General features: G+C 73.5%; 16 protein-coding genes and 3 tRNA genes. 6 read left to right on the forward strand and 13 right to left on the reverse strand.

The window, feature by feature from the left end; all coding sequences use genetic code 11:
* Window positions 1–66: 66 nt before the first annotated feature.
* Window positions 67–1,041: a GlxA family transcriptional regulator gene (locus ACLQ2R_RS19775; RefSeq protein ID WP_425961483.1), complete on the reverse strand. Its 975-nt coding sequence runs from the start codon at window positions 1,039–1,041 to the stop codon at window positions 67–69.
* A 338-nt stretch (window positions 1,042–1,379) separates the two neighbouring features.
* Between ACLQ2R_RS19775 and ACLQ2R_RS19780 the strand changes: the two genes are divergently transcribed.
* A complete protein-coding gene (locus tag ACLQ2R_RS19780) occupies window positions 1,380–1,805 on the forward strand; it encodes a VOC family protein (RefSeq protein ID WP_425961484.1) in 426 nt (141 codons plus the stop codon).
* Window positions 1,806–1,812: 7 nt separating this feature from the next.
* Here ACLQ2R_RS19780 and ACLQ2R_RS19785 read toward each other — a convergent pair whose 3' ends face one another.
* The 7 genes from ACLQ2R_RS19785 to ACLQ2R_RS19815 form a co-directional block, all read right to left on the reverse strand.
* Entirely contained in the window at window positions 1,813–2,112 is a 300-nt protein-coding gene (locus ACLQ2R_RS19785) for a hypothetical protein (protein WP_425961485.1), read from the reverse strand.
* A gap of 97 nt (window positions 2,113–2,209) precedes the next feature.
* Entirely contained in the window at window positions 2,210–2,422 is a 213-nt protein-coding gene (locus ACLQ2R_RS19790; RefSeq protein ID WP_425961486.1) for a hypothetical protein, read from the reverse strand.
* 238 nt (window positions 2,423–2,660) lie between these two features.
* Entirely contained in the window at window positions 2,661–4,832 is a 2,172-nt protein-coding gene (locus ACLQ2R_RS19795; protein ID WP_425961487.1) for an alpha-galactosidase, read from the reverse strand.
* 202 nt (window positions 4,833–5,034) lie between these two features.
* Entirely contained in the window at window positions 5,035–5,823 is a 789-nt protein-coding gene (locus tag ACLQ2R_RS19800; RefSeq protein ID WP_425961488.1) for a hypothetical protein, read from the reverse strand.
* Window positions 5,824–6,286: 463 nt separating this feature from the next.
* The gene (gene manA / locus ACLQ2R_RS19805; protein WP_425961489.1) at window positions 6,287–7,390 is read right to left on the reverse strand and encodes a mannose-6-phosphate isomerase, class I; all 1,104 of its coding nucleotides are present in this window, start codon (window positions 7,388–7,390) and stop codon (window positions 6,287–6,289) included.
* Window positions 7,391–7,916: 526 nt separating this feature from the next.
* Window positions 7,917–8,888 (reverse strand): dTDP-glucose 4,6-dehydratase, encoded by a 972-nt coding sequence (gene rfbB / locus ACLQ2R_RS19810; RefSeq protein WP_425961490.1) that lies wholly within the window; start codon window positions 8,886–8,888, stop codon window positions 7,917–7,919.
* A 466-nt stretch (window positions 8,889–9,354) separates the two neighbouring features.
* The gene (locus ACLQ2R_RS19815; RefSeq protein WP_425961491.1) at window positions 9,355–10,122 is read right to left on the reverse strand and encodes a TetR/AcrR family transcriptional regulator; all 768 of its coding nucleotides are present in this window, start codon (window positions 10,120–10,122) and stop codon (window positions 9,355–9,357) included.
* A 476-nt stretch (window positions 10,123–10,598) separates the two neighbouring features.
* Here ACLQ2R_RS19815 and ACLQ2R_RS19820 point away from each other — a divergent pair, with 476 nt between their 5' ends.
* On the forward strand, window positions 10,599–12,188 hold the full coding sequence (locus ACLQ2R_RS19820) for an MFS transporter (RefSeq protein ID WP_425961492.1): 1,590 nt from the start codon (window positions 10,599–10,601) through the stop codon (window positions 12,186–12,188).
* Between the two features lie 127 nt (window positions 12,189–12,315).
* Here the strand turns inward: ACLQ2R_RS19820 and ACLQ2R_RS19825 are convergent.
* The 3 genes from ACLQ2R_RS19825 to ACLQ2R_RS19835 form a co-directional block, all read right to left on the reverse strand.
* Window positions 12,316–12,390: transfer RNA gene (locus ACLQ2R_RS19825), tRNA-Val, on the reverse strand.
* Window positions 12,391–12,403: 13 nt separating this feature from the next.
* A tRNA-Cys gene (locus ACLQ2R_RS19830) sits at window positions 12,404–12,474 on the reverse strand.
* Window positions 12,475–12,500: 26 nt separating this feature from the next.
* Window positions 12,501–12,572: transfer RNA gene (locus ACLQ2R_RS19835), tRNA-Gly, on the reverse strand.
* A 151-nt stretch (window positions 12,573–12,723) separates the two neighbouring features.
* Here ACLQ2R_RS19835 and hutH point away from each other — a divergent pair.
* A complete protein-coding gene (gene hutH / locus ACLQ2R_RS19840; protein WP_425961494.1) occupies window positions 12,724–14,280 on the forward strand; it encodes a histidine ammonia-lyase in 1,557 nt (518 codons plus the stop codon).
* 143 nt (window positions 14,281–14,423) lie between these two features.
* Here hutH and ACLQ2R_RS19845 read toward each other — a convergent pair whose 3' ends face one another.
* Complete coding sequence (locus tag ACLQ2R_RS19845; RefSeq protein ID WP_425961496.1) at window positions 14,424–15,665, reverse strand: NAD(P)-binding domain-containing protein; 1,242 nt, start codon at window positions 15,663–15,665, stop codon at window positions 14,424–14,426.
* Between the two features lie 73 nt (window positions 15,666–15,738).
* Between ACLQ2R_RS19845 and ACLQ2R_RS19850 the strand changes: the two genes are divergently transcribed.
* The 3 genes from ACLQ2R_RS19850 to ACLQ2R_RS19860 are packed head-to-tail and all read left to right on the forward strand — an operon-like array spanning window position 15,739 to window position 18,492.
* Entirely contained in the window at window positions 15,739–16,638 is a 900-nt protein-coding gene (locus tag ACLQ2R_RS19850) for a LysR family transcriptional regulator (RefSeq protein ID WP_425961498.1), read from the forward strand.
* Window positions 16,631–17,665, forward strand: a complete 1,035-nt coding sequence (locus tag ACLQ2R_RS19855; protein ID WP_425961500.1) for a chorismate-binding protein — start codon at window positions 16,631–16,633, stop codon at window positions 17,663–17,665. Before ACLQ2R_RS19850 ends, ACLQ2R_RS19855 begins: the two co-directional genes overlap by 8 nt.
* Complete coding sequence (locus tag ACLQ2R_RS19860) at window positions 17,662–18,492, forward strand: aminotransferase class IV (RefSeq protein WP_425961501.1); 831 nt, start codon at window positions 17,662–17,664, stop codon at window positions 18,490–18,492. The genes ACLQ2R_RS19855 and ACLQ2R_RS19860 overlap by 4 nt, the downstream gene beginning before the upstream one ends.
* 61 nt (window positions 18,493–18,553) lie before the next feature.
* Here the strand turns inward: ACLQ2R_RS19860 and ACLQ2R_RS19865 are convergent, their stop codons facing one another.
* Window positions 18,554–19,744, reverse strand: a complete 1,191-nt coding sequence (locus tag ACLQ2R_RS19865) for an MFS transporter (protein WP_425961503.1) — start codon at window positions 19,742–19,744, stop codon at window positions 18,554–18,556.
* Window positions 19,745–19,893: the final 149 nt, after the last annotated feature.

Consider the following 19,893-nt stretch of genomic DNA (forward strand, 5'->3'; position numbering starts at 1 on the left):
CGGTCCTCCCACGGGCGCGTCGCCCACCGCCCCCCCGGACCCGGACGGGGCCGGGAGGCCGAGGCGTCAGCCGGTCCAGGGACGGGTGTGGATCGCGCGGTAGCGCGACGGCGGAATCCCGTACCGGCTCACGAACGCCTGGCGGAGCGCCTCGGCCGTGCCGAACCCGCACCGTGCCGCCACGCTCGCCATCGGCAGGGACGTGGTGACGACCAGGTGGGTGGCCGCCTCGATGCGGGCGTTCCGGACGAAACGCCCCGGTGACCGCCCCAGGTTCGCCAGCAGCAGCCGGGTGAGGTGCCGCGGGCTCACCCCGGCCACGTCCGCCAGGGCGGTCGTGGTGAGGTCGCCGTCCAGGTTCGCGCTGACATGGTCGGTCAGCCGGCGGACCAGGTCGCTCTCGGGGGGAGGGGCGGCGGTGAACATGCTCATCTGCGACTGGTTGCCCGGCCGCTGAAGATAGGTCACCAGGATGCGCGAGATCAACCGGGCGAGCTTGGCGCCGTGGTCCTCCTCGATGAAGGCCAGCGTCAGGTCCAGGGCGCTGGTGACGCCCGCCGACGTGGTCACGGCGCCGTCGCGGATGTAGATGGGGTCGGGGTCCACGTCGATCGCGGGATGGCGGGAGGCGAGCTCGCCGGCGAACCACCAGTGCGTGGTGGCGCGCCTGCCGTCCAGCAGGCCCGCGGCCGCCAGGATGCTCGCTCCGGTACAGACCGACGCGACCCGGCGGCTCTCCCGCGCCAGCCGCCGGACGTGGCCGACGATCAGCGGGTCGGCGGCCGCCCGCAGGTGACCCCAGCCGCCGGAGACGATCAGCGTGTCGATCGGCCCGGTGAGCCGTTCGAGCGACTGGTGGCTCTGCAGCGTCATGCCGCCGCTGCACGTGATCGGGTGCCCTCCGGGGCTGACCATCCTCGTGCGGTACGGGGGGCGTACCTTCCCTGCCACGTTCGCCGTCGACAGGGTCGTGGTGACGCATGCGATGTCGAGGAGTTCCGCGTCGTCGTACCCGACCACCACGACCTGGCGCTCGTCCATCGTCCAAGCCTAGACCGAAAGGACGTGGTATCTCACCCAGGTTCTGGGACGTCCCGCGGCGGGTTCGCGGAGCGGACCGTCGGCCGGGACCTCGTGCCCGCGTCCCGCCCGGCCACGATCGTGGCCGGAGCCGGCCGGAGCCGACAGGCCGGCGGCTGACAGCCCGTTCGAGACCGTATATAAAACCTTTTGGTTGTTGGACGAGGAGGTTGTGTACATGAGCCCGGACCTGCTCGACGCGACGGTCTCCGGCCCGAGAACCGGCCGTGAGGCCGTCAGGACATGACGATCCCCGGGCCGGAACCGGCCCGGGGCAGGCGAGAAGAAGGTAGACGATCATGAATTGGACGCTGGAAGTGGTGGTGGTCCCCGTCTCGGACGTGGACCGCGCGAAGACCTTCTACGCCGAACGGCTCGGCTTCACCGTCGACCACGACACCAGGGTCGGCGACGAGGTGCGCATCGTGCAACTGACCCCTCCGGGGTCGGGCTGCTCGGTCGTCATCGGAAAGGGGGCCGTCCCGGACATGCCGCCGGGCTCGCTCAGGGGGTTGCAGCTGGTGGTCCCGGACATCCACAGGGCGCGTGCCGAGCTCGTCGAGCGCGGGGTGGAGGTCGGCGAGGTCCAGATCCTGGGCGAGAACCCGAGGCCCGTACCGGACCCCCTCGACAACGTCGGGTTCTTCTTCTTCAGCGACCCCGACGGCAACGGCTGGGCCGTGCAGCAGATATCCGGCCGCGGTCAGGGCGTCCCGCGATCCTGAGGGGCGGTCAGCCGCCATCGCAGCGGACGCCTCTGACACCTCCGCCGGGCAGCGCCCAGACCCGGTCGCAGCCGTAGGTGCCCGAGGGGATGGTGATGACTCCCGGCTCGTCGGTGCCCGACCCGGTGCAGCCGTCGGCGGTGATCTCGTAGGGGCCGAGGACCTGGATGGGGGAGAGGTAGGCGTACCCGCTGCCGCAGGTGTAGGAGGCGCTCGCGTGCGCGGCGGCCGGGATCAGCAGCGGGGTGACGAGAGCGGAGAGGAGCACGGCGGGGAGCACGGTGAGGCGGACGCGGGGGAGGGTCACGACGATCCTTTCGCGGGGGCGGTCGAGCGTGCCCTGCCGGTGTGCCCCGGATGGGTGTTCGGCACCCCCGCGTGTCCGATACCGGTCGCCGGAGGGATCAGGCGTACAGGAACCAGAAGCCGTGTTCGGGGTTGCAGGTGTACGAGCTCCACCAGCCGCTGGCGATGCCGAGGTTCCCCACCCGGTGGCAGTCCCAGTCGTAGTAGTAGACGTTCCTGAGGGTGGCGGCCTCGGCGGGGGCGGCACCGAGGGCGACCGTCATGCCACCGGCCAGGATCACCGAGGCGAGCAGGGTGCGTACTTTGGCCATGAGTCCTTCTTTCGCGGGGTGAAGGGCGTTCCGCGGGAAACCCACGTCCGCCCCTCGGGGGCGGGCACCGGAAGTATCACATCGGTGATCACCCCGGTACAGGTCACGCCCCCCGGCCCGGCCGCGGGCGAGGATGTGCCCAGGTGGGGGAGGGCGGCGGCGCGCGGCGGGCTGAAACGTTCATCGGCCGGACGTCGCGCGCGGCGAAGCGGTCAGGGCGGTCGGGGGGCCCGGGCGGTCAGGGGGTCCGTACGCGGCGCAGTTCCAGCAGCTCGCTGCGGTAGTCGGGGCCGTTCGGCAGGAAGGAGGGCAGGATGAGCCCGAGGGCCGTCAGCGTGCGGCCGTGCCGGCGCGAACCCACCGGCGCGGTCGCGCCGGCCTCGCTCGTCACGACCTCGTAGACGGCCTCGGGGTCGAGCCCGGCCAGGCGCAGCCGCCTCGGTGCCCGCCGGTCCGGCGAGAACGGGTTGTAGGCGAGCACCACGACCCGGTCGTCCAGGACGTACTGCACGGCCGAGGCGGTCAGGCCGGGCGTGCCCCCCAGGCGGTGCAGGCGGCCGTGCTGCACCACCGGGCGGATCGCCTTGTACGCCTCGACGAGTCCGGCGGCCTCGTCGAACTCCTCGGCGCTCCACGCGGTCAGGTTCCCGCCGAGACCGAGGACCCCGGCCATCGCGACGTGGAAGCGGTAGCGCAGCGGCACCCGCCTGCGGGTGTGCGGATTGGGGCTGTCGGTCACCCAGGCCGACATCGTCCCGGCCGGGTACAGGTACGAGAAGCCGTGCTGGATCGCCTGCCGGTCGCGGGCGTCGGTGTTGTCGGAGGTCCACACCTGGTCGGTACGGCGCAGCACGCCCAGGTCGACCCGGCCGCCGCCGCCCGAGCACGACTCGATCCGCAGCCCGGGACGGCGCCGGCGCAGCTCGTCCATGACCGCGTAGACGCCGTCGGTGTGCTCGCTCCAGAGCATGTCCGCGCGTTCTCCCGCCTCCGGCCAGCCCGCCTGGCTGAAGCTGCGGTTCATGTCCCACTTCAGGTAGGCCAGGTGGTACTCGCCGACCAGCGCGTCGAGCCAGCCGATCGCCCACTCGCGCACGTCGGTGCGGGCGAAGTTGAGCACGAGCTGGTTGCGCATGGTGTCGCGGCGCCGCCCGGGGTGGTGCAGCACCCAGTCCGGGCGGTCGCGGTACAGGTCGCTGTCGGGGTTGACCATCTCCGGCTCGACCCAGAGCCCGGCGGCCATGCCGAGGGCGCGGACCCCGTCGAAGAGGCGGGTGAGCCCGTCGGGGAAACGGCCCGGGTTGGGCCACCAGTCCCCGAGGCCGCGCGAGTCGCGGTCACGGGTGCCGAACCAGCCGTCGTCCACCACGAACAGCTCGGCGCCCACCTCGGCGGCCCTGGCGGCCAGTTCGAGCTGGCCGGACTCGGAGACGTCGAAGCCGGTGGCCTCCCAGGAGTTGTAGAGCACCGGCCGCTCCTCCCGCGGCGCGGGCAGGACATGGCCTCTGGTGTACGCGTGCCAGGCCCGGCTCGCGGCACCGTACCCGCCGTCGCCGTAGAGGCCCAGCGCGGACGGGGTGCGCAGGCGCTCGCCGGGCGCCAGGTGCACGGAAGGCCCGTCGTGGCCGAAACCGCAGGTCACGGCGAGGTCGCCCTCGGGCCGGTGCTGCGCGGTGAGCCGCCAGGAGCCGCTCCAGGCGAGCGCCACGGCCCACACCTCGCCGCTCTCCTCGGTGGCGTCGCCCGCGTCGACCATGATCCACGGGTTGGCGCGGTGGCTCGTGGTCCCGGTCCTGCTGGTGAACGTCGTCTCCCCGACGGGCAGCTCTGCCCGCTGGAGCTGCGTCTCGTACGCCCAGGCGCCGTAGACCCCGGTACAGCGGTAGGCGGACCGCTCGGGAACGGCCCAGCTGCCGGAGTCGAGCCTGCCGAACCGCACGGGGGCCGCGCCCTCGTTGGCCACGGTGACCCACCGTTCGACGACGTCGGTGCCGTCGGCGCAGCGCACGTGCACCCCGACCCTCAGGCCGTACGTCTCGTCGCGCAGGACCAGCTCGATCTCGTCGGTCCCCGCGACGGCCTCCGCGAAGGAGAGCTCGACCGACCGCACCCCGCCCTCGTAGAAGGCCTGCAACGACGGCACCCCCCACCGCCGCCCGCCGTCCACCGGCAGCAGCTCGTGGATGTCGCGCGGGTCGTGGAACCCCGACCTCTGCCGGGGCGTCGGGGGCAGCGCGGCCTCGGCCAGTGCCGCCTCCGGCAGCCGGGGCCCCCAGTACCACTGCACGAGGCGGACGTCGCCGGCGTCGGTGTCGGGGGCGGTGCCGGTGTCGGTCTCCACGCCGAACAGGTAGGTGGAGGCCGGGGTGACGGCCGCCCAGGTGCGTTCTGCCACCGGGATGATGGGCATGCTCTGCTCCGGTCGTGAGAGGACGCGGCCGGCGGTGAAGCCGGTGCTCTCCGCCAGGAAAGCAGATCGGTCTCCCCCTCGCACGGGCAGGCGGCCCCGCCTCGGCAGGCGGGCACCGTTCCGGCAGGCGGGCACCGTTCTGCCGGGCGGCACCGTTCCGGTGGGTGGCCGTTCTGTCGGGCGGTACCCTTCTGTCGGGCGGTCAGTTCGGTGGGGCCTCCGCGCGACCCTCCCGGGAACCCTCGTACGCCCGTCGCCGGAAGCGTGCCAGCCAGCCGGGCAGGCGGAGCTCGGGGTGGGCGTTCAGGACCGGGTCGAAGGAGACGTCCGGGAGCGGGGGCCCGCCGTCGACCGTCAGCGTCGCCAGGGGCCAGGACCGCCCGCGCGAGGGCAGCGCGGTCAGGTGGAAGACGAGACGGCCGCCGGTCAGCGAGGCCGGGTCCGGCGGCACCGGGGGCCCCGACGGGTCGGCGACCAGGCGGAGCCCTCCCCTGCGGTGCCGGTAGGCGACCAGGGTGGAGTATCGCCCGGCGGTGAAACCGGAACGCGGCCAGGGCAGCCGGTCCAGCACCGGCAGCGGGCAGCAGGTGGAGAAGAGCAGGTCCAGGTCGTCACCGGGGCCGTCGTCACCGGAGCCGGCGCCGTTGTTGCCAGGGTCGTCGTGTCCAGAACCGGCGCCGTCGTTGCCGGGACCGGCGTGTCCGGGGACGGCGCCGCCGGGGACGCGTACGGCCAGGCCGAGCACGTCGGGCAGGACGCCGGGCAGCGAGGTCGCCTTGGACAGGCGGACGACGACCTCCGTCCGCCCCGGACGGTCGAGGACGGCGACCCCCAGCGGCCTGGACGTCTCCCTCTCGACGGCCAGGACCCCTCGCAGGGTGACGCCGGCGGGGTGCAGCGCCCTTCCCCGGCGTGTCCTGGCCACCGTACGGGCGAGACGGTAGGTCGTGGTGTCACCGTGCCGGGGCACGGCCGAAGGCGGTGATGACATGCACGACCCGTGCCCGCCGACGTGGCCGTGACACCTTCCGGCCATGGGCCGTCGTCCGTGGCCTTTCCCCGTCATCCGGCGCGGGCGCCTTCCGGTCTGGAGGTGTCCTCCGGACGCCGCGCGAGGTCCCGGCCCTCCCCGTCGGAGCCGGGACCCGGCCGCTCAGCCGGTGGCGAGCCGCTCGGCCTCGCTGTGCAGCACCTCGACCAGGATCAGCTCCAGGTGAAGGTCCCGATCCGCGAGGGCGTCCGACGGTGTCATCGCATACCTCCAGACTCGCAGGTGGGGACGCCTCACCCTCCCTCGCGGTTATCCGTCATAGCGGGCCGGTATGGAGACGCGCGTCCCGGCCACCCGGCTCCCACCGCCCCGCCCCGGCTTTCCCGTCCTGGAGAGCCCGTCGGCGACGTCCGGGAGTTCTCCGGCGGGAGGCGGGAGGCGGGAGCGGGAAGCCGGGGGCGGGTCAGTCGGTGCCCGGCTCCGCCCAGAAGACCGTTCCGGAGCCGCGCAGCTCGACCGGTCCCGCCGAGGCGGGGACGAACGCCGACTCGCCGGGCCGCAGGGTGTGCCCGCCGCCCTCGACCTCACCGGCGGTGCAGAGCAGGATGCGCGGCACCCCGCCCTGGAGGGTGAGGCCGGAGCCGGGCACGGCCGTGCCGAGCCGGAACTCGGGCGCGGGCGTACGGTAGAGGCCGCCCTCCGGTTCGACCCGCACCGCCGGGACCGTGGGGTCGGTGACCCGCAGCAGCTCCTCCACGTCCATCGGCTTACCGGTCAGCCCGGCGCGCAGCACGTTGTCGGAGCCTCCCATGATCTCCACGCCGAAGCCGCTCAGGTAGCAGTGCAGCACCCCCGCCCCGAGGAAGATCGCCTCACCCGGATTCAGCTCGTGACGCCGCAGGAACAGCGGCGCCAGGCAGGCCGGGTCCTCGGGATGGATCCCGGCCAGCCGTACGACCAGCTCGTGGTCGGGGCCGCCGTCGGCCGCGGCGGCCCGCGCGATCGCGTCCAGCAGCTCGGCCCGGCCCTCCCTGGGCCACTCCACCAGGACGCGCAGCGCGGCGGAGGCGTCCCCGGACGCCAGCGGCGCGACGACCGGCTCCAGCGCCGGCAGGCCCAGGCCGCCGATGAGCTTCGCGGCCTCCTCCGGTGGCCGGAAACCGGCCAGCGCGGTGAACGGGGTCAGCGCGCAGATCAGCTCGGGCTTGGGGAACGGGTCGACGTAGGTGCCTCGCGCGAACCCCTCCTCGGCCTGCTCGCGCGAGGGGTGCACCTGGAGCGAGAGCGGCAGGTCCACCGCGATCAGCTTCAGCAGGTACGGCAGCCGGGAGCCGAACCGCTCGACGGTCCGCGGGCCCAGCTCACCCGCAGGGTCGGCGGCGACCGTCTCGGCCAGGGAGTGCCACGTCCCGTCCCGCAGCACCGACGAGGAGCCCGACGGGTGGGTGCCGAACCACATCTCCGCCTCGGGACGTTCGGCGGGCGAGGGCCGGCCGGTCAGCGTGGCGATGGCCGTGTGCGAGCCCCAGTCGTAGTTCTTCACGGGGTTGCGCAGGAGGCCGGTCATGACGCCTCCGCCGGGACGGGCGCGGTGGCGCCGGGTCCGCCGGCGCGGGCCTCCGGCCGAAGGGACCGCGGCCCGGCGGGGGCACCGACCGGCCCGAGCGGCCTGAGCGGCCCGGCCGGGCCGGTCGCCGCGCGGGCGGCGGGGATCAAGGAGTCGTTCATTTTCGTCTTGTGTCCCTGGGTCCGTGAGGGGATCCGAATGAGTAGCGCAGAACGCCGATGCTACGCGCCTCGCTCTTCACCGGTTCCTCCGGTGACCGCGAAGACCGGCGACGGAAGCAGGACGATCCCTCGGAGACCGGAGACCGGAGACCGGAGACCGGAGACCGGAGACCGGAGACCGGACCGGGGACCGGGACAGGACGGGAACCGAGGACGGGGACCGGGACAGGACGGGAACCGAGGACGGAGACCGGAACAGCACGGGGACCGGGGACGGGAATGGGGGAGGGGGCCGGGGACCGGGACAGGACGGGAACCGGAGATCGGGGACCGGGACGAGAGGGGGAAGGTCGCGGCGTGTGGGGTCAGCCGGTCCGGGGGCTCGCCTTGAGCGGTTCCCACCAGGCGCGGTTGTCGCGGTACCAGGCCACGGTCTCGGACAGGCCGGTGGTGAAATCCTTCGCCGGGCGGTAGCCGAGCTCTCTCTCGATCTTGCTCCAGTCGACCGAGTAGCGCCGGTCGTGGCCCTTGCGGTCCTCCACGTAGGCGATGCTGCTCTCGTCCGCGCCCAGTGCCGCCAGCAGCAGGTCGGTGAGCTCCCTGTTGCTCAGTTCGGTGCCGCCGCCGATGTTGTAGACCTCACCGGGGCGGCCCGCCGTGCGGACCAGCTCGATGCCCCTGACGTGGTCGTCGACGTGCAGCCAGTCGCGCACGTTGAGGCCGTCGCCGTACAGCGGGACCTTCAGCCCGTCGAGCAGGTTGGTGATGAACAGCGGGATGACCTTCTCCGGGAAGTGGTGGGGCCCGTAGTTGTTGGAGCAGCGCGTCACCCGCACGTCCAGGTCGTGGGTGCGGTGGTAGGAGAGCGCCAGCAGGTCGGAGGCCGCCTTGGAGGCGGCGTAGGGGGAGTTGGGGCACAGCGGGTCGGTCTCCGGCCAGGATCCCTCGGCGATCGACCCGTAGACCTCGTCGGTGGAGACGTGCACGAACGTGACCCCCTCGCGCAGCGCCGCGTCCAGCAGCGTCTGGGTGCCCACCACGTTGGTCCGTACGAACTCGGCGGCACCGAGGATCGACCGGTCGACATGGGACTCGGCGGCGAAGTGCACCACCTGGTCGTGCCCGGCGACGAGGTGGCCGACGAGCGCGGGGTCGCAGATGTCCCCCTGGACAAAGGAGAAACGGTCGTCGTCCCAAATCGGGGCAAGATTAACTAGATTTCCGGCATATGTAAGTTTGTCCAGTACGGTGAGGCTTTCCGGGCCGTTCGTGCCAAGAAGGGTACGCGCGTAGTGGGAGCCGATGAATCCGGCGCCCCCGGTGACGAGAATTCTCAACGGAGATGTACCTCGATGTGATCGCTGACGGGAGATCCGGTCCGGGTTCGCGGGCGTCGCGGGCAGGACACTCCTCGGAAATGCGTGACCACCCGAATCGCGGCATATCACCCGCCCCTTTTTCCGCCGCGTTTCATCGTCGGACCATTCCCGGTCCGCGCTTCCGACTGTAGGACGTGGGGTCCGGTGTGAGAACCCCTGCCTTTGGAAAAACGCGTGGCACGCCGGGAAACAGGGGGGGAGGATGAGGGGGAACCGGCGGTCCGGGCACCGGCCGGCCCTGACCGGTCGCGTTCCCGCCCGATCGGTCCGCGCCGGCCGGATTCGCGGTGACGTGCCTTTTCGTGAAAGGAATCAATTTCGCGGCGGCCGTGACGCGGGGACACATTCTCCGGGACGCGCCGCGTCGAAACGGATTCCGCCGTCGGACGACAGGGCGGTGATCCGCCGTTCGCCGTCGGCGCCCCTACCCGCGCGCCTGCGTCGCCGGATCGCGCACCGATTCCGCTCCTCTGTCGCGCACCGCCGCTCCGGTGTCGCGTACCGTCGTCCCGGTGGCGCGTACCGGAGCGGAACCGGTGTCGCGTACCGGCCCCCCGCCCGCCCCGTCGATCAGAACGGCGAGACCGTCGAGAAGGCGGCGCAGGCCGAACTCGAACCACGCGCCGATGTCCATCGCGTCGCCCTGCTCCGCGTGGAGCCCGGACAGCATCGGGAACCGCCCGGACCCGAGGATCTCCAGGAGCGCCGGCGTCCTCGAGGCGCGCCACTGCCCGCTGGTGACGCCGGTGCGCCGTTCGGCCTCGATCTCGTTCACCAGCAGCAGCGCCGCTCCCTGGACCTGGGCGCTGACCGTCATCGCGATCCAGTGCATCGTCGTCGGCTCCAGGCCGTGCCCGTCCACGGCGCTCATCGCCCACTCCACGTCGGCCATCACGTTCGGCCCGATCGGAGGCCGGGGCGTGGCGATGACCCGCAGCGTCCACGGATGCCGGGAGTACATCGCCCACTCCCTCCTGGCCGCGGCCTCCAGCCGGGCACGCCAGTCGCCCGCTGGGGTGGCGGGGTGGGGGCTCTCGCCGAACACGGCGTCGACCATCAGCTCGACGAGCGCGTCCTTGCCCGGCACGTAGCGGTACAGCGACATCGTGCCGGCGCCCAGTTCGGCCGCCACGCGCCGCATCGACAGCGCGTCCAGTCCCTCGTCGTCGGCGATCCCGATCGCGGCGCGCACGATCCGGTCGGTGCTCAGGCCGGCCGGTGGCTCGTGGCGCTCCGCCGTCTCCCCCCGGTCGCGCCGCGGCGCGCCGTGCTCACCGGCGGACCCGTTCCCGTCCCGTACGGCGGGAGGATCGGCCCGGGGGACGGGCGTCCCGGCCCGCTCCGCGGTACGGGTCCGATACGCCCGGGCCTGACAGGACCGTGAGCAGTACCGCGGTCGTCGTCCCCGGGCGGGAGCCTGCAACGGCTTGCCGCACTGCGCGCACGTCAGCATGTGGTCCTCGTCCGGTCCCTGGGCGTCCCTGGTGTGTGACGAAACTCTAGCACGGCTCCTCCGTGACGTAATGAACGATGGCAATGTGACGATTCACGACCACCGAAGCCGACGACGAGAGGTATCATTTTTTTCCACTCTTTGAGCTCTTCGAGTGAGGAAAAACGAGCCGGATCCCCGTCATTGCCGCCCGCCGGAAACTGTGCGTACGATGTATGCGCGAATTGCACGTACATCGTACTCAAGGAGTCGTGACCGTGAGACAGGACGCAGCCGTGGCGGGGCGGAGGGAGTGGCTCGGGCTCGCGGTCCTCGTCCTGCCCGTCCTGCTCGTCTCGGTGACCGTGACCGTGCTGTACCTCGCGCTGCCCCTCCTGAGCGCGGACCTCGCGCCGAGCGGTCCCCGGCTGCTGTGGATCGTGGACGTCTACGCCTTCCTGCTGGCGGGCCTGCTGATCCCCATGGGCGCGCTGGCGGACAGGATCGGCCGCCGGAAGCTGCTGCTGATCGGCGCGGCCGCGTTCGGCGTCACCTCGGTCCTCGCCGCCTACGCCCCCGGCGCCGACCCGCTGATCGCGGCCCGCGCGCTGCAGGGCGCGGCGGCGGCGACCCTGATGCCGCCCACCCTCGCGCTGATCCGCACCATGTTCCGCGATCCGCGGCAGCGCAGGATGGCCGTCGCCGTCTGGGCCGCCGGTTTCGCCGGGGGGAGCGTGCTGGGGCCGATCGCCGGAGGCTGGCTGCTGGAGCGGTTCTGGTGGGGGTCGGTGTTCATGATCAACGTGCCGGTGATGATCCTGCTGCTGGTCCTGGGGCCGTTCCTGCTGCCCGAGTACCGCGACCCCCGCCCGGGGCCGTTCGACGTCGCCGGCGCCGTGCTCTCGCTGGCCGCCGTGCTGCCCGTGGTCTACGGCGTCAAGCAGTTCGCCTCCGGCGGCGCCGGCCCCCCGGCGCTGCTCGCCGTCGCCTCGGGCGTCCTCGCCGGTGCCGTGTTCCTGCGCCGGCAGCGGAGGCGGGCCCACCCGATGCTGGACCCGCGCCTGTTCTCCGACCGGGGTTTCGGGGTGTCCCTGGTCACGAGCACGCTCGCGGTCTTCGCCCTGGTGGGGCTGTTCTACTTCGTCGCGCAGTACCTGCAGCTGGTGCTCGGGTTGCGCCCGCTCGTCGCGGGACTGCTCACCCTGCCAGCCGCCGGGAGCGCCCTCGCCGGTTCGGCACTGGCCGCCGTGATCGCGCAACGGGTGCGTCCCGGGTACGTCATGGGGGGCGGCATGTCCCTCGCGGCCTGCGGTTTCGCGGTGATGAGCGGGCTCGACGTCTCCTCCGGCCGGTGGGTCCTCATCGCCGGGCTGCTCCTGCTGGGGTCCGGGATCGGGGCCGTGCAGGCGGTCGCCTCCGACGTGATCGTCGCGCTCGCCCCGCCGGAGCGGGCCGGCTCGGCCTCCGCGGTGATGGAGGCCGCCACCGAGCTGGGCGGCGCGCTCGGCGTCGCCGTCCTGGGCAGCATGGGGCTGGCCGTCTACACCGGGGAGTTCGCCGCGGCGGGCGGTCACGCCGGGCTGTCCGCCGAGGACGCCCTGGTGGCGGGCGAGACCCTGGGCGGCGCGGTGGCGGTGGCGGGGCGGCTGCCGGACCGGGAGGCGGCGGCCCTGCTGCTCGACGTCGCGCGGTCGGCCTTCACCGGCGGCCTTCGGACGGCCGCCGTCCTGGGGGCCGTCGTCCTGGCGCTGGCGGCGGTCCTGGTCGCGGTCCTGCTGCGGGACGTGCGGGTCGACGCCGCGACGGCGGACGGCCGCACCGACTGAATCCGCCCGCCCGCCCGCCCGCTCGCCTGTCCGCTCGCTCGCCCGGCCGGAAAACGGAAAGACCGCCGGCATCCCTGGGGATGCCGGCGGCCGCTCGACCTGCTCAGTCCATGATCGTCATGGACGCTGGTGGACGATACAGGGATTGAACCTGTGACCTCTTCCGTGTCAGGGAAGCGCTCTCCCGCTGAGCTAATCGTCCTCGTCGAAACCAGAGGTGGAGACGGGATTTGAACCCGTGTAGACGGCTTTGCAGGCCGTTGCCTCGCCTCTCGGCCACTCCACCGAGTGGGGGGCCGGAGCCCCTTTCCGAGCGGAAGACGGGATTCGAACCCGCGACCCTCACCTTGGCAAGGTGATGCTCTACCACTGAGCCACTTCCGCGTGTCTCCGGGCCGGGCCCGGACTCACGATGAGAACTCTAGCGAATACCCGGCGACTCCCCAAACCGAATAGGTCGCTATCGTGAGATGTAAGGAGCGGAGACCGCTTTCACCGGTTACCATCGCTTCACCTACGCGAGAGAGCAGACAGCATGAGCGGCAACCGCGACAACGACGTCGTGAACATCGGACCCGATCCGCTGAGCTTCGAGGAGGTCGTCGGGGTCGCCCGCCACGGCCTCCCGGTGCGCCTCACCGACGACGCCGTGGCGGCCATGGCCGCGGCCCGCACCCGGGTGGACGAGCTGGCCGAGAGCCCCGTCCCCGCCTACGGCGTCTCGACCGGGTTCGGCGCCCTGGCCACCCGGCACATCGACCCCTCGCTCCGCGCCAGGCTGCAGCGCTCCCTGGTCCGCTCGCACGCCGCGGGATCGGGCCCGGAGGTGGAGGCCGAGGTCACCCGGGCGATGATGCTGCTGCGCCTGCACACCCTGGCCACCGGGCACACCGGTGTACGCCCCAAGACGGCCAGGGTGCTCCAGGACCTGCTGAACGCGCGCATCACCCCGGTCGTGCACGAGTACGGCAGCCTCGGCTGCTCCGGCGATCTCGCGCCGCTCTCCCACGTGGCCCTCACGATCATGGGGGAGGGGGTGGTGCGGGACGCCGCCGGGGAGCGCGCCGACGCCGCCGAGGCGCTCAAGCGGGCGGGCATCGAGCCCGTCGAGCTGGCCGCCAAGGAGGGGCTCGCGCTCATCAACGGCACCGACGGCATGCTCGGCATGCTCATCCTGGCCATGGACGACCTCACCCGCCTGTTCAAGACCGCCGACATCGGCGCGGCCATGAGCGTGGAGGCCCTGCTCGGCACCGACCGCGTCTTCGCCGCCGACCTGCAGGGGCTGCGCCCGCACCCCGGGCAGGCGGCCAGCGCCGCCAACCTCAGGGCCCTGCTGGCGGGCTCGCAGATCATGGAGTCGCACCGGGACGGCACCTGCACCCGCGTCCAGGACGCGTACTCCCTCAGGTGCGCCCCGCAGGTCGCCGGGGCCGCCCGCGACACCCTGGCGCACGCCGCCGCGGTCGCCGGGCGGGAGCTGGCCTCGGCGATCGACAACCCGGTGGTCCTGCCCGACGGCCGGGTGGAGTCCAACGGCAACTTCCACGGCGCCCCCGTCGGCTACGTGCTCGACTTCCTGGCCATCGCGGCCGCCGACCTGGCGAGCATCTCCGAGCGCCGCACCGACCGCATGCTGGACGTGGCCCGCAACCACGGCCTGCCCGCCTTCCTCGCCGACGACCCGGGTGTCGACTCCGGCCACATGATCGCCCAGTACACCCAGGCCGCGGTGGTCTCCGAGCTCAAGCGCCTGGCCGTGCCCGCGAGCGTCGACTCCATCCCCAGCTCCGCCATGCAGGAGGACCACGTCTCCATGGGCTGGTCGGCCGCGCGCAAGCTGCGCCGCTCGGTGGACGGCCTGACCCGGGTGCTCGCGGTGGAGATCCTCACCGCCGCACGCGCCCTGGACCTGCGCGGCCCGCTCCGGCCCGCCCCGGCGACCGGCGCCGTGGTGGAGGCCCTGCGCCAGGCCGTCGCGGGTCCCGGACCGGACCGGTTCCTCGCCCCGGAGATCGAGGCGGCGGTCCAGCTCGCCGCGGGCGACGCGCTCGTCGCCGCCGCCGAGACCGTCACCGGCCCCCTGGCCTGACCCGGCCGACCTCCGGCCCGTACGGCGGGGCCGCCGAGTCGTGAGGCCGGGCCGCCACCGGACCCCCTGCCGCACGGCTTGGCTCTGTGGCCCGTACGGCCGGGCCGCCGGGGCGTCACGCGAGTGGCGCCGCCGCCTCGCGGTCAGCGGCCCGCCGGGACGGCGGCGACCACCTCCACCTCGACGACCAGGCCGGGCCGGAACAGCCGGGACACCTCCACGGTCGTGCTGGCAGGCGGCTCGCCGGTGATGTGGCGCACGCGCGCGGCGGCGTACTCCGGTATCCGCGACATGTCGGTGAGGAAGGTCCGGATGTGGGTCACGTCGTCGAACGTGCAGCCCTGATCGGCCAGGACGCGCGCGACCAGGTCCATCACGTACGCGGACTGGCGTGCCATGTCCCCCTCGGCGACCACGTTCCCGTCCTCGTCCACCGCCACCTGCCCGGAGACGAACAGCAGGTCCCCGCTCCTGGTCGCGTGGGAGTAGTAACCGTTGGTGGCGGGCACCGAGGCCGGGTTCAGCCTGCGCACCCCGCCCCGCGCGGCCCGGCCCGTCCGGCCCGCCCCCGCGGGACCGGACGGGGCGATGTGGGCGAAGATCGACGTCAGGTCCGCGCCGCCCAGCCCGGCCGCCACCGCGCCCGCCAGCCTCGCCCCGGCGGCCGCGGCGATCGTCTGTGTCCCGTGCGAGGCCAGCGCCACGTCCTTGGCCGCCAGCTCCAGGGCGTAGCGCGTCTCGTACGGGCCGTTCTCGACGGCCGGGCGGATCTGCTCGGCGAGCGGCCCCAGCGGCGTGGCACCCAGCACGCCCAGCAGGGCCGCGGTGTCCACGCCGGTCGCCCGCGCGTACGCCAGGGTCTCGGCGAGCAGCACCTGGGCGGGCACCAGCGCGCCCATCACCGCCACCTTCATCGCCGCCCCGGCCCCGGGCCCGCCGAGCTCCAGCACCCGGCCGAACACCCCCAGCACCTTCCGGCAGCGGGCCAGGTCCTCGGGCAGGCCGCCCGCCAGCACGGCCAGCGGGCCCCCGGCCGCCGCTTCCACGCCGCCCAGGACCGGCGCGTCGACCAGCCCCACCCCCGGGGGAAGCAGGTCGCGCAGCCCGGCCACCGCCTCGGGCCCGATCGTTGACATCTCCGCGACCACCGTCCCGGCCCGCAGCCCCGGCGCCGCGTCCGCCAGCACCCTCCGCACCGCCGCCGGGTGGCTCAGCATCGTGACGACCACCTCCGCGCCCGCGACGGCCTCGGCGGGCGACGCCGCAGAGACGGCCCCCTCGACCGCGCGGGGGGTGCGGTTCCACGTCGTCACCTCGCACCCGGCCTCCACGAGCCGCCGGGCCATCGGGGCGCCCATGCGCCCCAGACCAAGAAAGGAAATCATGCCTGCCACGCTAGGCACCGCCAAGGCATTCCACCAGCGACTAGATTGCATGTGAGCCATGCGTGGAGGGAATGTGTTCGACGTCGAAGGGCTGCGCCTGCTGGACACCGTGGCCCGCACCGGGTCGTTCACCGCCGCCGCGGCCGCCCTCGACTACACCCAGTCGGCGGTCTCCCGGCGTATCGCCGTCCTCGAACAGCGCGCCGGGGGCCCGCTGTTCGAGCGGCTGCCGCGCGGGGTGCGGCTGACCCCCGCCGGTGAGGCGCTCCACCACCACGCCCGGGTGGTCCTGAACCGGCTGACCAGGGCCGAGGAGGAGCTGGCCGGCATCCACGGGGGTTATCGGGGGCGGCTGCGGGTGGGCGCGTTCGCCACCGCCAACGTCGCGCTCGTGCCCGGTGCCCTGCGCGCGTTCCGCGAGGACTTCCCCGACGTCGAACTGGTCCCCGTCGAGGGCCCCAGCCGCAGCCTGCTGCGCCGCATGCGCGAGGGCGGCCTGGACGTCGCGGTGGTCAGCGACTACCCGGCCGAGCTGCCCGACGAGGAGGGGGCGGAGATGATCGAGCTGGCCTGTGACGAGCTGCTCGTCGCGCTGCCCCGCGACCACCGGCTGGCGGGGCAGGAGATCGTCGACCTGCGCGAGCTGCGGGAGGAGACCTGGATCGAGGCGCCCCCGCCGGGGCGGGCCACGGCCCTGGCCGCCGCCTGCGCCCGCGCCGGGTTCACCCCCCGCGCCTCGGTCAGGATCGGCGAGTGGACGGGCAAGTTCGGGTTCGTCGCGGCCGGCCTCGGCATCACGCTCGTGCCCGCCATCGCCGCGCAGGCCGTGCCCTTCGACCTGGTGCTCCGCTCCCTCGGCGACCTCGCCCCCCGCCGGACCGTCTACGCCGCCCTGCCGCCCGCGCCCCTGCCCGCCGCCCGCACCCTGGTGAGGCTTTTGTCCGGGCAGGCGGGACAATGGGGCGGTGCATGACTCCTTCGCGCACGTCACCGGCCACCCGGCCAGGGGCCTCCTGGCCACCGGCCTGCGCGACGTCACCACCGACCTGGGCGCCCTGGACGGCGAGGGCTGGTGGGCCGTCGTGGTCGACTACGAGGGCAAGACGACCTGCGCCCGGTTCGACCGCGTCCGCCCCGCCCCGCCCCCCGCGCCGCGCCGCCCCTGGCGCGGGCCGCACCCCTCGGCGTGGCGCAGCTCCCTGGACCGGGCCGGCTACGAGGACCGGGTCCGCGAGATCCGCTCCCTGATCGAGCGGGGCGAGGTCTACCAGGCCAACCTGTGCCGGGTGCTGAGCGCGTCCCTGCCCGCCGGGCGGGAGGCGGACCTGCCGGCGCTGGCCCTGAGACTGGCGCGGGGCAACCCCGCGCCCTACGCCGCGACCGTGAGCCTGCCGGGGGTGAGCGTGGTCTCGGCCTCGCCGGAGCTGTACCTGTCCAGGGACGGCGACGTGGTCGAGTCCAGGCCGATCAAGGGGACCGCGGCCACCCCGTCCGGCCTGCGGGAGAAGGACCACGCCGAGAACGTGATGATCGTCGACCTGGTCCGCAACGACCTGGGCAGGGTCGCCGAGGTCGGCTCGGTGAGCGTGCCCGCCCTGTGCGAGATCGAGGAGCACCCCGGCCTGGTGCACCTGGTCTCCACGGTCCGGGCACGGCTCGCGCGGGAATACGGCTGGCCCGAGCTGTTCGCCGCGACCTTCCCGCCGGGCTCGGTGACCGGGGCCCCCAAATCCTCGGCGCTGCGTATCATCGACCGGCTCGAACCCACCCCCCGCGGGCCCTACTGTGGAACCGTGGGCTGGGTCGACGCCGATCGGGGGCGCGCGTCGCTGGCCGTGGCGATCCGTACGTTCTGGCTGTCGGACGGTGAGATCCGCTTCGGCACGGGCGCGGGCATAACCTGGGGGAGCGACCCGCGGCAGGAGTGGGACGAGACCGAGCTGAAGGCATCCCGGCTCATCGCGCTCGCATCGACATCAGGCTCAGGGGGAGTCGCATGAACGTACCCGTATGGCTCAATGGAGCGCTTCTCGCTCCGGACCGGGCCCTCGTCTCTGTCTTCGATCACGGCCTGATGGTCGGGGACGGGGTGTTCGAAACGATCAAGTGCGTGAACGGCGCCCCGTTCGCGCTCACCCGCCACCTGGAGCGGCTCACGCTCTCGGCGCGGCGGATGGACCTGCCCGACCCGGACCTCGACGCGATCGCCGGGGGCATCCGCGCCTGCCTGGCCGAGGCCCCGCCCTGGCGGCTCGGCCGCGTCCGCGTCACCTACACCAGCGGTCCGGGGCCGCTCGGCTCCGACCGGGGCGACCAGGGGTGCACGACCGCGGTGATCGTGGACGAGCAGAAGCCGTTCCCGCCCGTCTCCGACGTCGTCGTGGTGCCCTGGCCGCGCAACGAGCGCGGCGCGCTCGCCGGGGTGAAGAGCACCTCCTACGGCGAGAACGCCAAGGCGCTCTTCCACGCCAAGGCCAGGGGCGGCGGCGAGGCGATCTTCCGGAACACCGTGGGCGACCTCTGCGAGGGGACCGGCAGCAACGTCTTCGTCGTACGCGGAGGCCGTCCGGTCACCCCCACGCTCGCCTCGGGCTGCCTGGCCGGGGTCACCCGCTCGCTCGCGCTGGAGTGGTGCGGGGCGGTGGAGGAGGACCTCCCGCTCTCGGCCCTGTACGAGGCCGAGGAGGCGTTCCTGACCTCCACCACCCGGGACGTGCAGCCGATCCGCTCGGTCGACGGGACCGTGCTGCCCGCGGCCCCCGGGCCGGTCACGACCAAGGCGATGCGGATCTTCGCCGAGCGCGCGGCCGCGGACATCGATCCCTGAGGGTCCCTGAAGGGCCCTGAGGTTCTCCGAGGATCTCCGGGAGATCCCCGGGACCGGCACGTCAGCCGTTGGGCCCCGCGGGCCGCCTGGCGGGAAGCAGGGTGAGCAGGGCGAGCCCGCACCCGATCCACAGGACGCTCGTCAGGGCCAGGAAGTCCACCGCCAGGCCGCCGAACAGGGCGCCCAGGGCGATGGACAGGTTGAAGGCGGACACGTACAGCGAGGAGGCGGCCTCCGTGGCCACGGGAGCCGCCCGGGTGATCCAGGTCTGGAGGGTCACCGGGACGGCGCCGTAGCCCATGCCCCACACGGCCAGCAGGCAGGCCGACACGACCGGGCCGGAGGGGACCAGCGCCAGCAGCGCCATGGCCACGGTCAGGGCCACGGCGACGGCCGTGACGGTCCGCCGCAGGTGCCGGGCGACGAAGGCCCCGGCGACGAAGTTGCCGCAGATCCCGGCCACGCCGAAGACCATCAGCAGCGGGCTGACCAGGGCGTCCTCGACGCCACGGCCCTGCAGCAGGGGGCGTACGAAGGTGTAGGCGATGAAATGGCCGGTGATCACCAGGAACGTGAGCGCGAGGCCCGCGCGCAGGGCGGCGTTGGCCCGGAACAGCCTCGGCGGGTCGGCGAGCGTGATGACGCGCACCGGCGGGAGAGCGGGCATCAGGAGGACCAGACCGGTCAGGGCGAGCAGGCCCAGGGCACCGACCGCCGCGAACGCGACGCGCCAGCCGCTGAGGTCACCGATGAACGTACCGGCCGGAACCCCCAGGACCGAGGCGGTCTCGACGCCGCCGAAGATCAGGGCCATGGCCCGGGGGACATGCCGTTCCGGGACGAGCCGCAGCGCGATGCCGCCCGCGATCGACCAGAATCCGCCCACGCTGACGCCGACGAGGAAGCGGGCCACCAGGACCAGGGTGAAGGAGGTGGCGAACGCCGAGGCCAGGTTCGCCGCCGCGACCAATCCGACGAGCAGCACCAGGACGAGCCGGCGGTCCACCCGGCCCGTGGCCACGGTGATCAGCGGCGCCGAGACCGCGGCGACCAGGCCGGGCACCGTCACCATGAGCCCGGCGGTGCCCGCGGACACCTCCAGGTCACCTCCGACCGGGCTGAGCAGGCCCACGGGGAGCAGTTCGGAGGTCATCAACGAGAAGATGCCCAGCGTCACCGCGAGCACGGCGAGCCAGCCCCGCAGGGGGGAGGGCTCCGTGGCGGTGGACGGGCCGGTGGTGGCCGCGCTCATGCGCTGTCCGTCCGTTCGGGTAGGGGATGGGGGGACATGCCCCGGGCGGTGGCCGGCCTGCGGGCCGGCCACCGCCCGGGGGGGGCGGGGGCGGGAGGATCCGGCGACCGGGGGGGGGGTGGGCGCGGCGGGTGCCACCGTGATGCGCT

Origin of the sequence: Streptosporangium sp. DT93, assembly GCF_049844535.1 — a bacterium.
Classification (GTDB): domain Bacteria; phylum Actinomycetota; class Actinomycetes; order Streptosporangiales; family Streptosporangiaceae; genus Streptosporangium.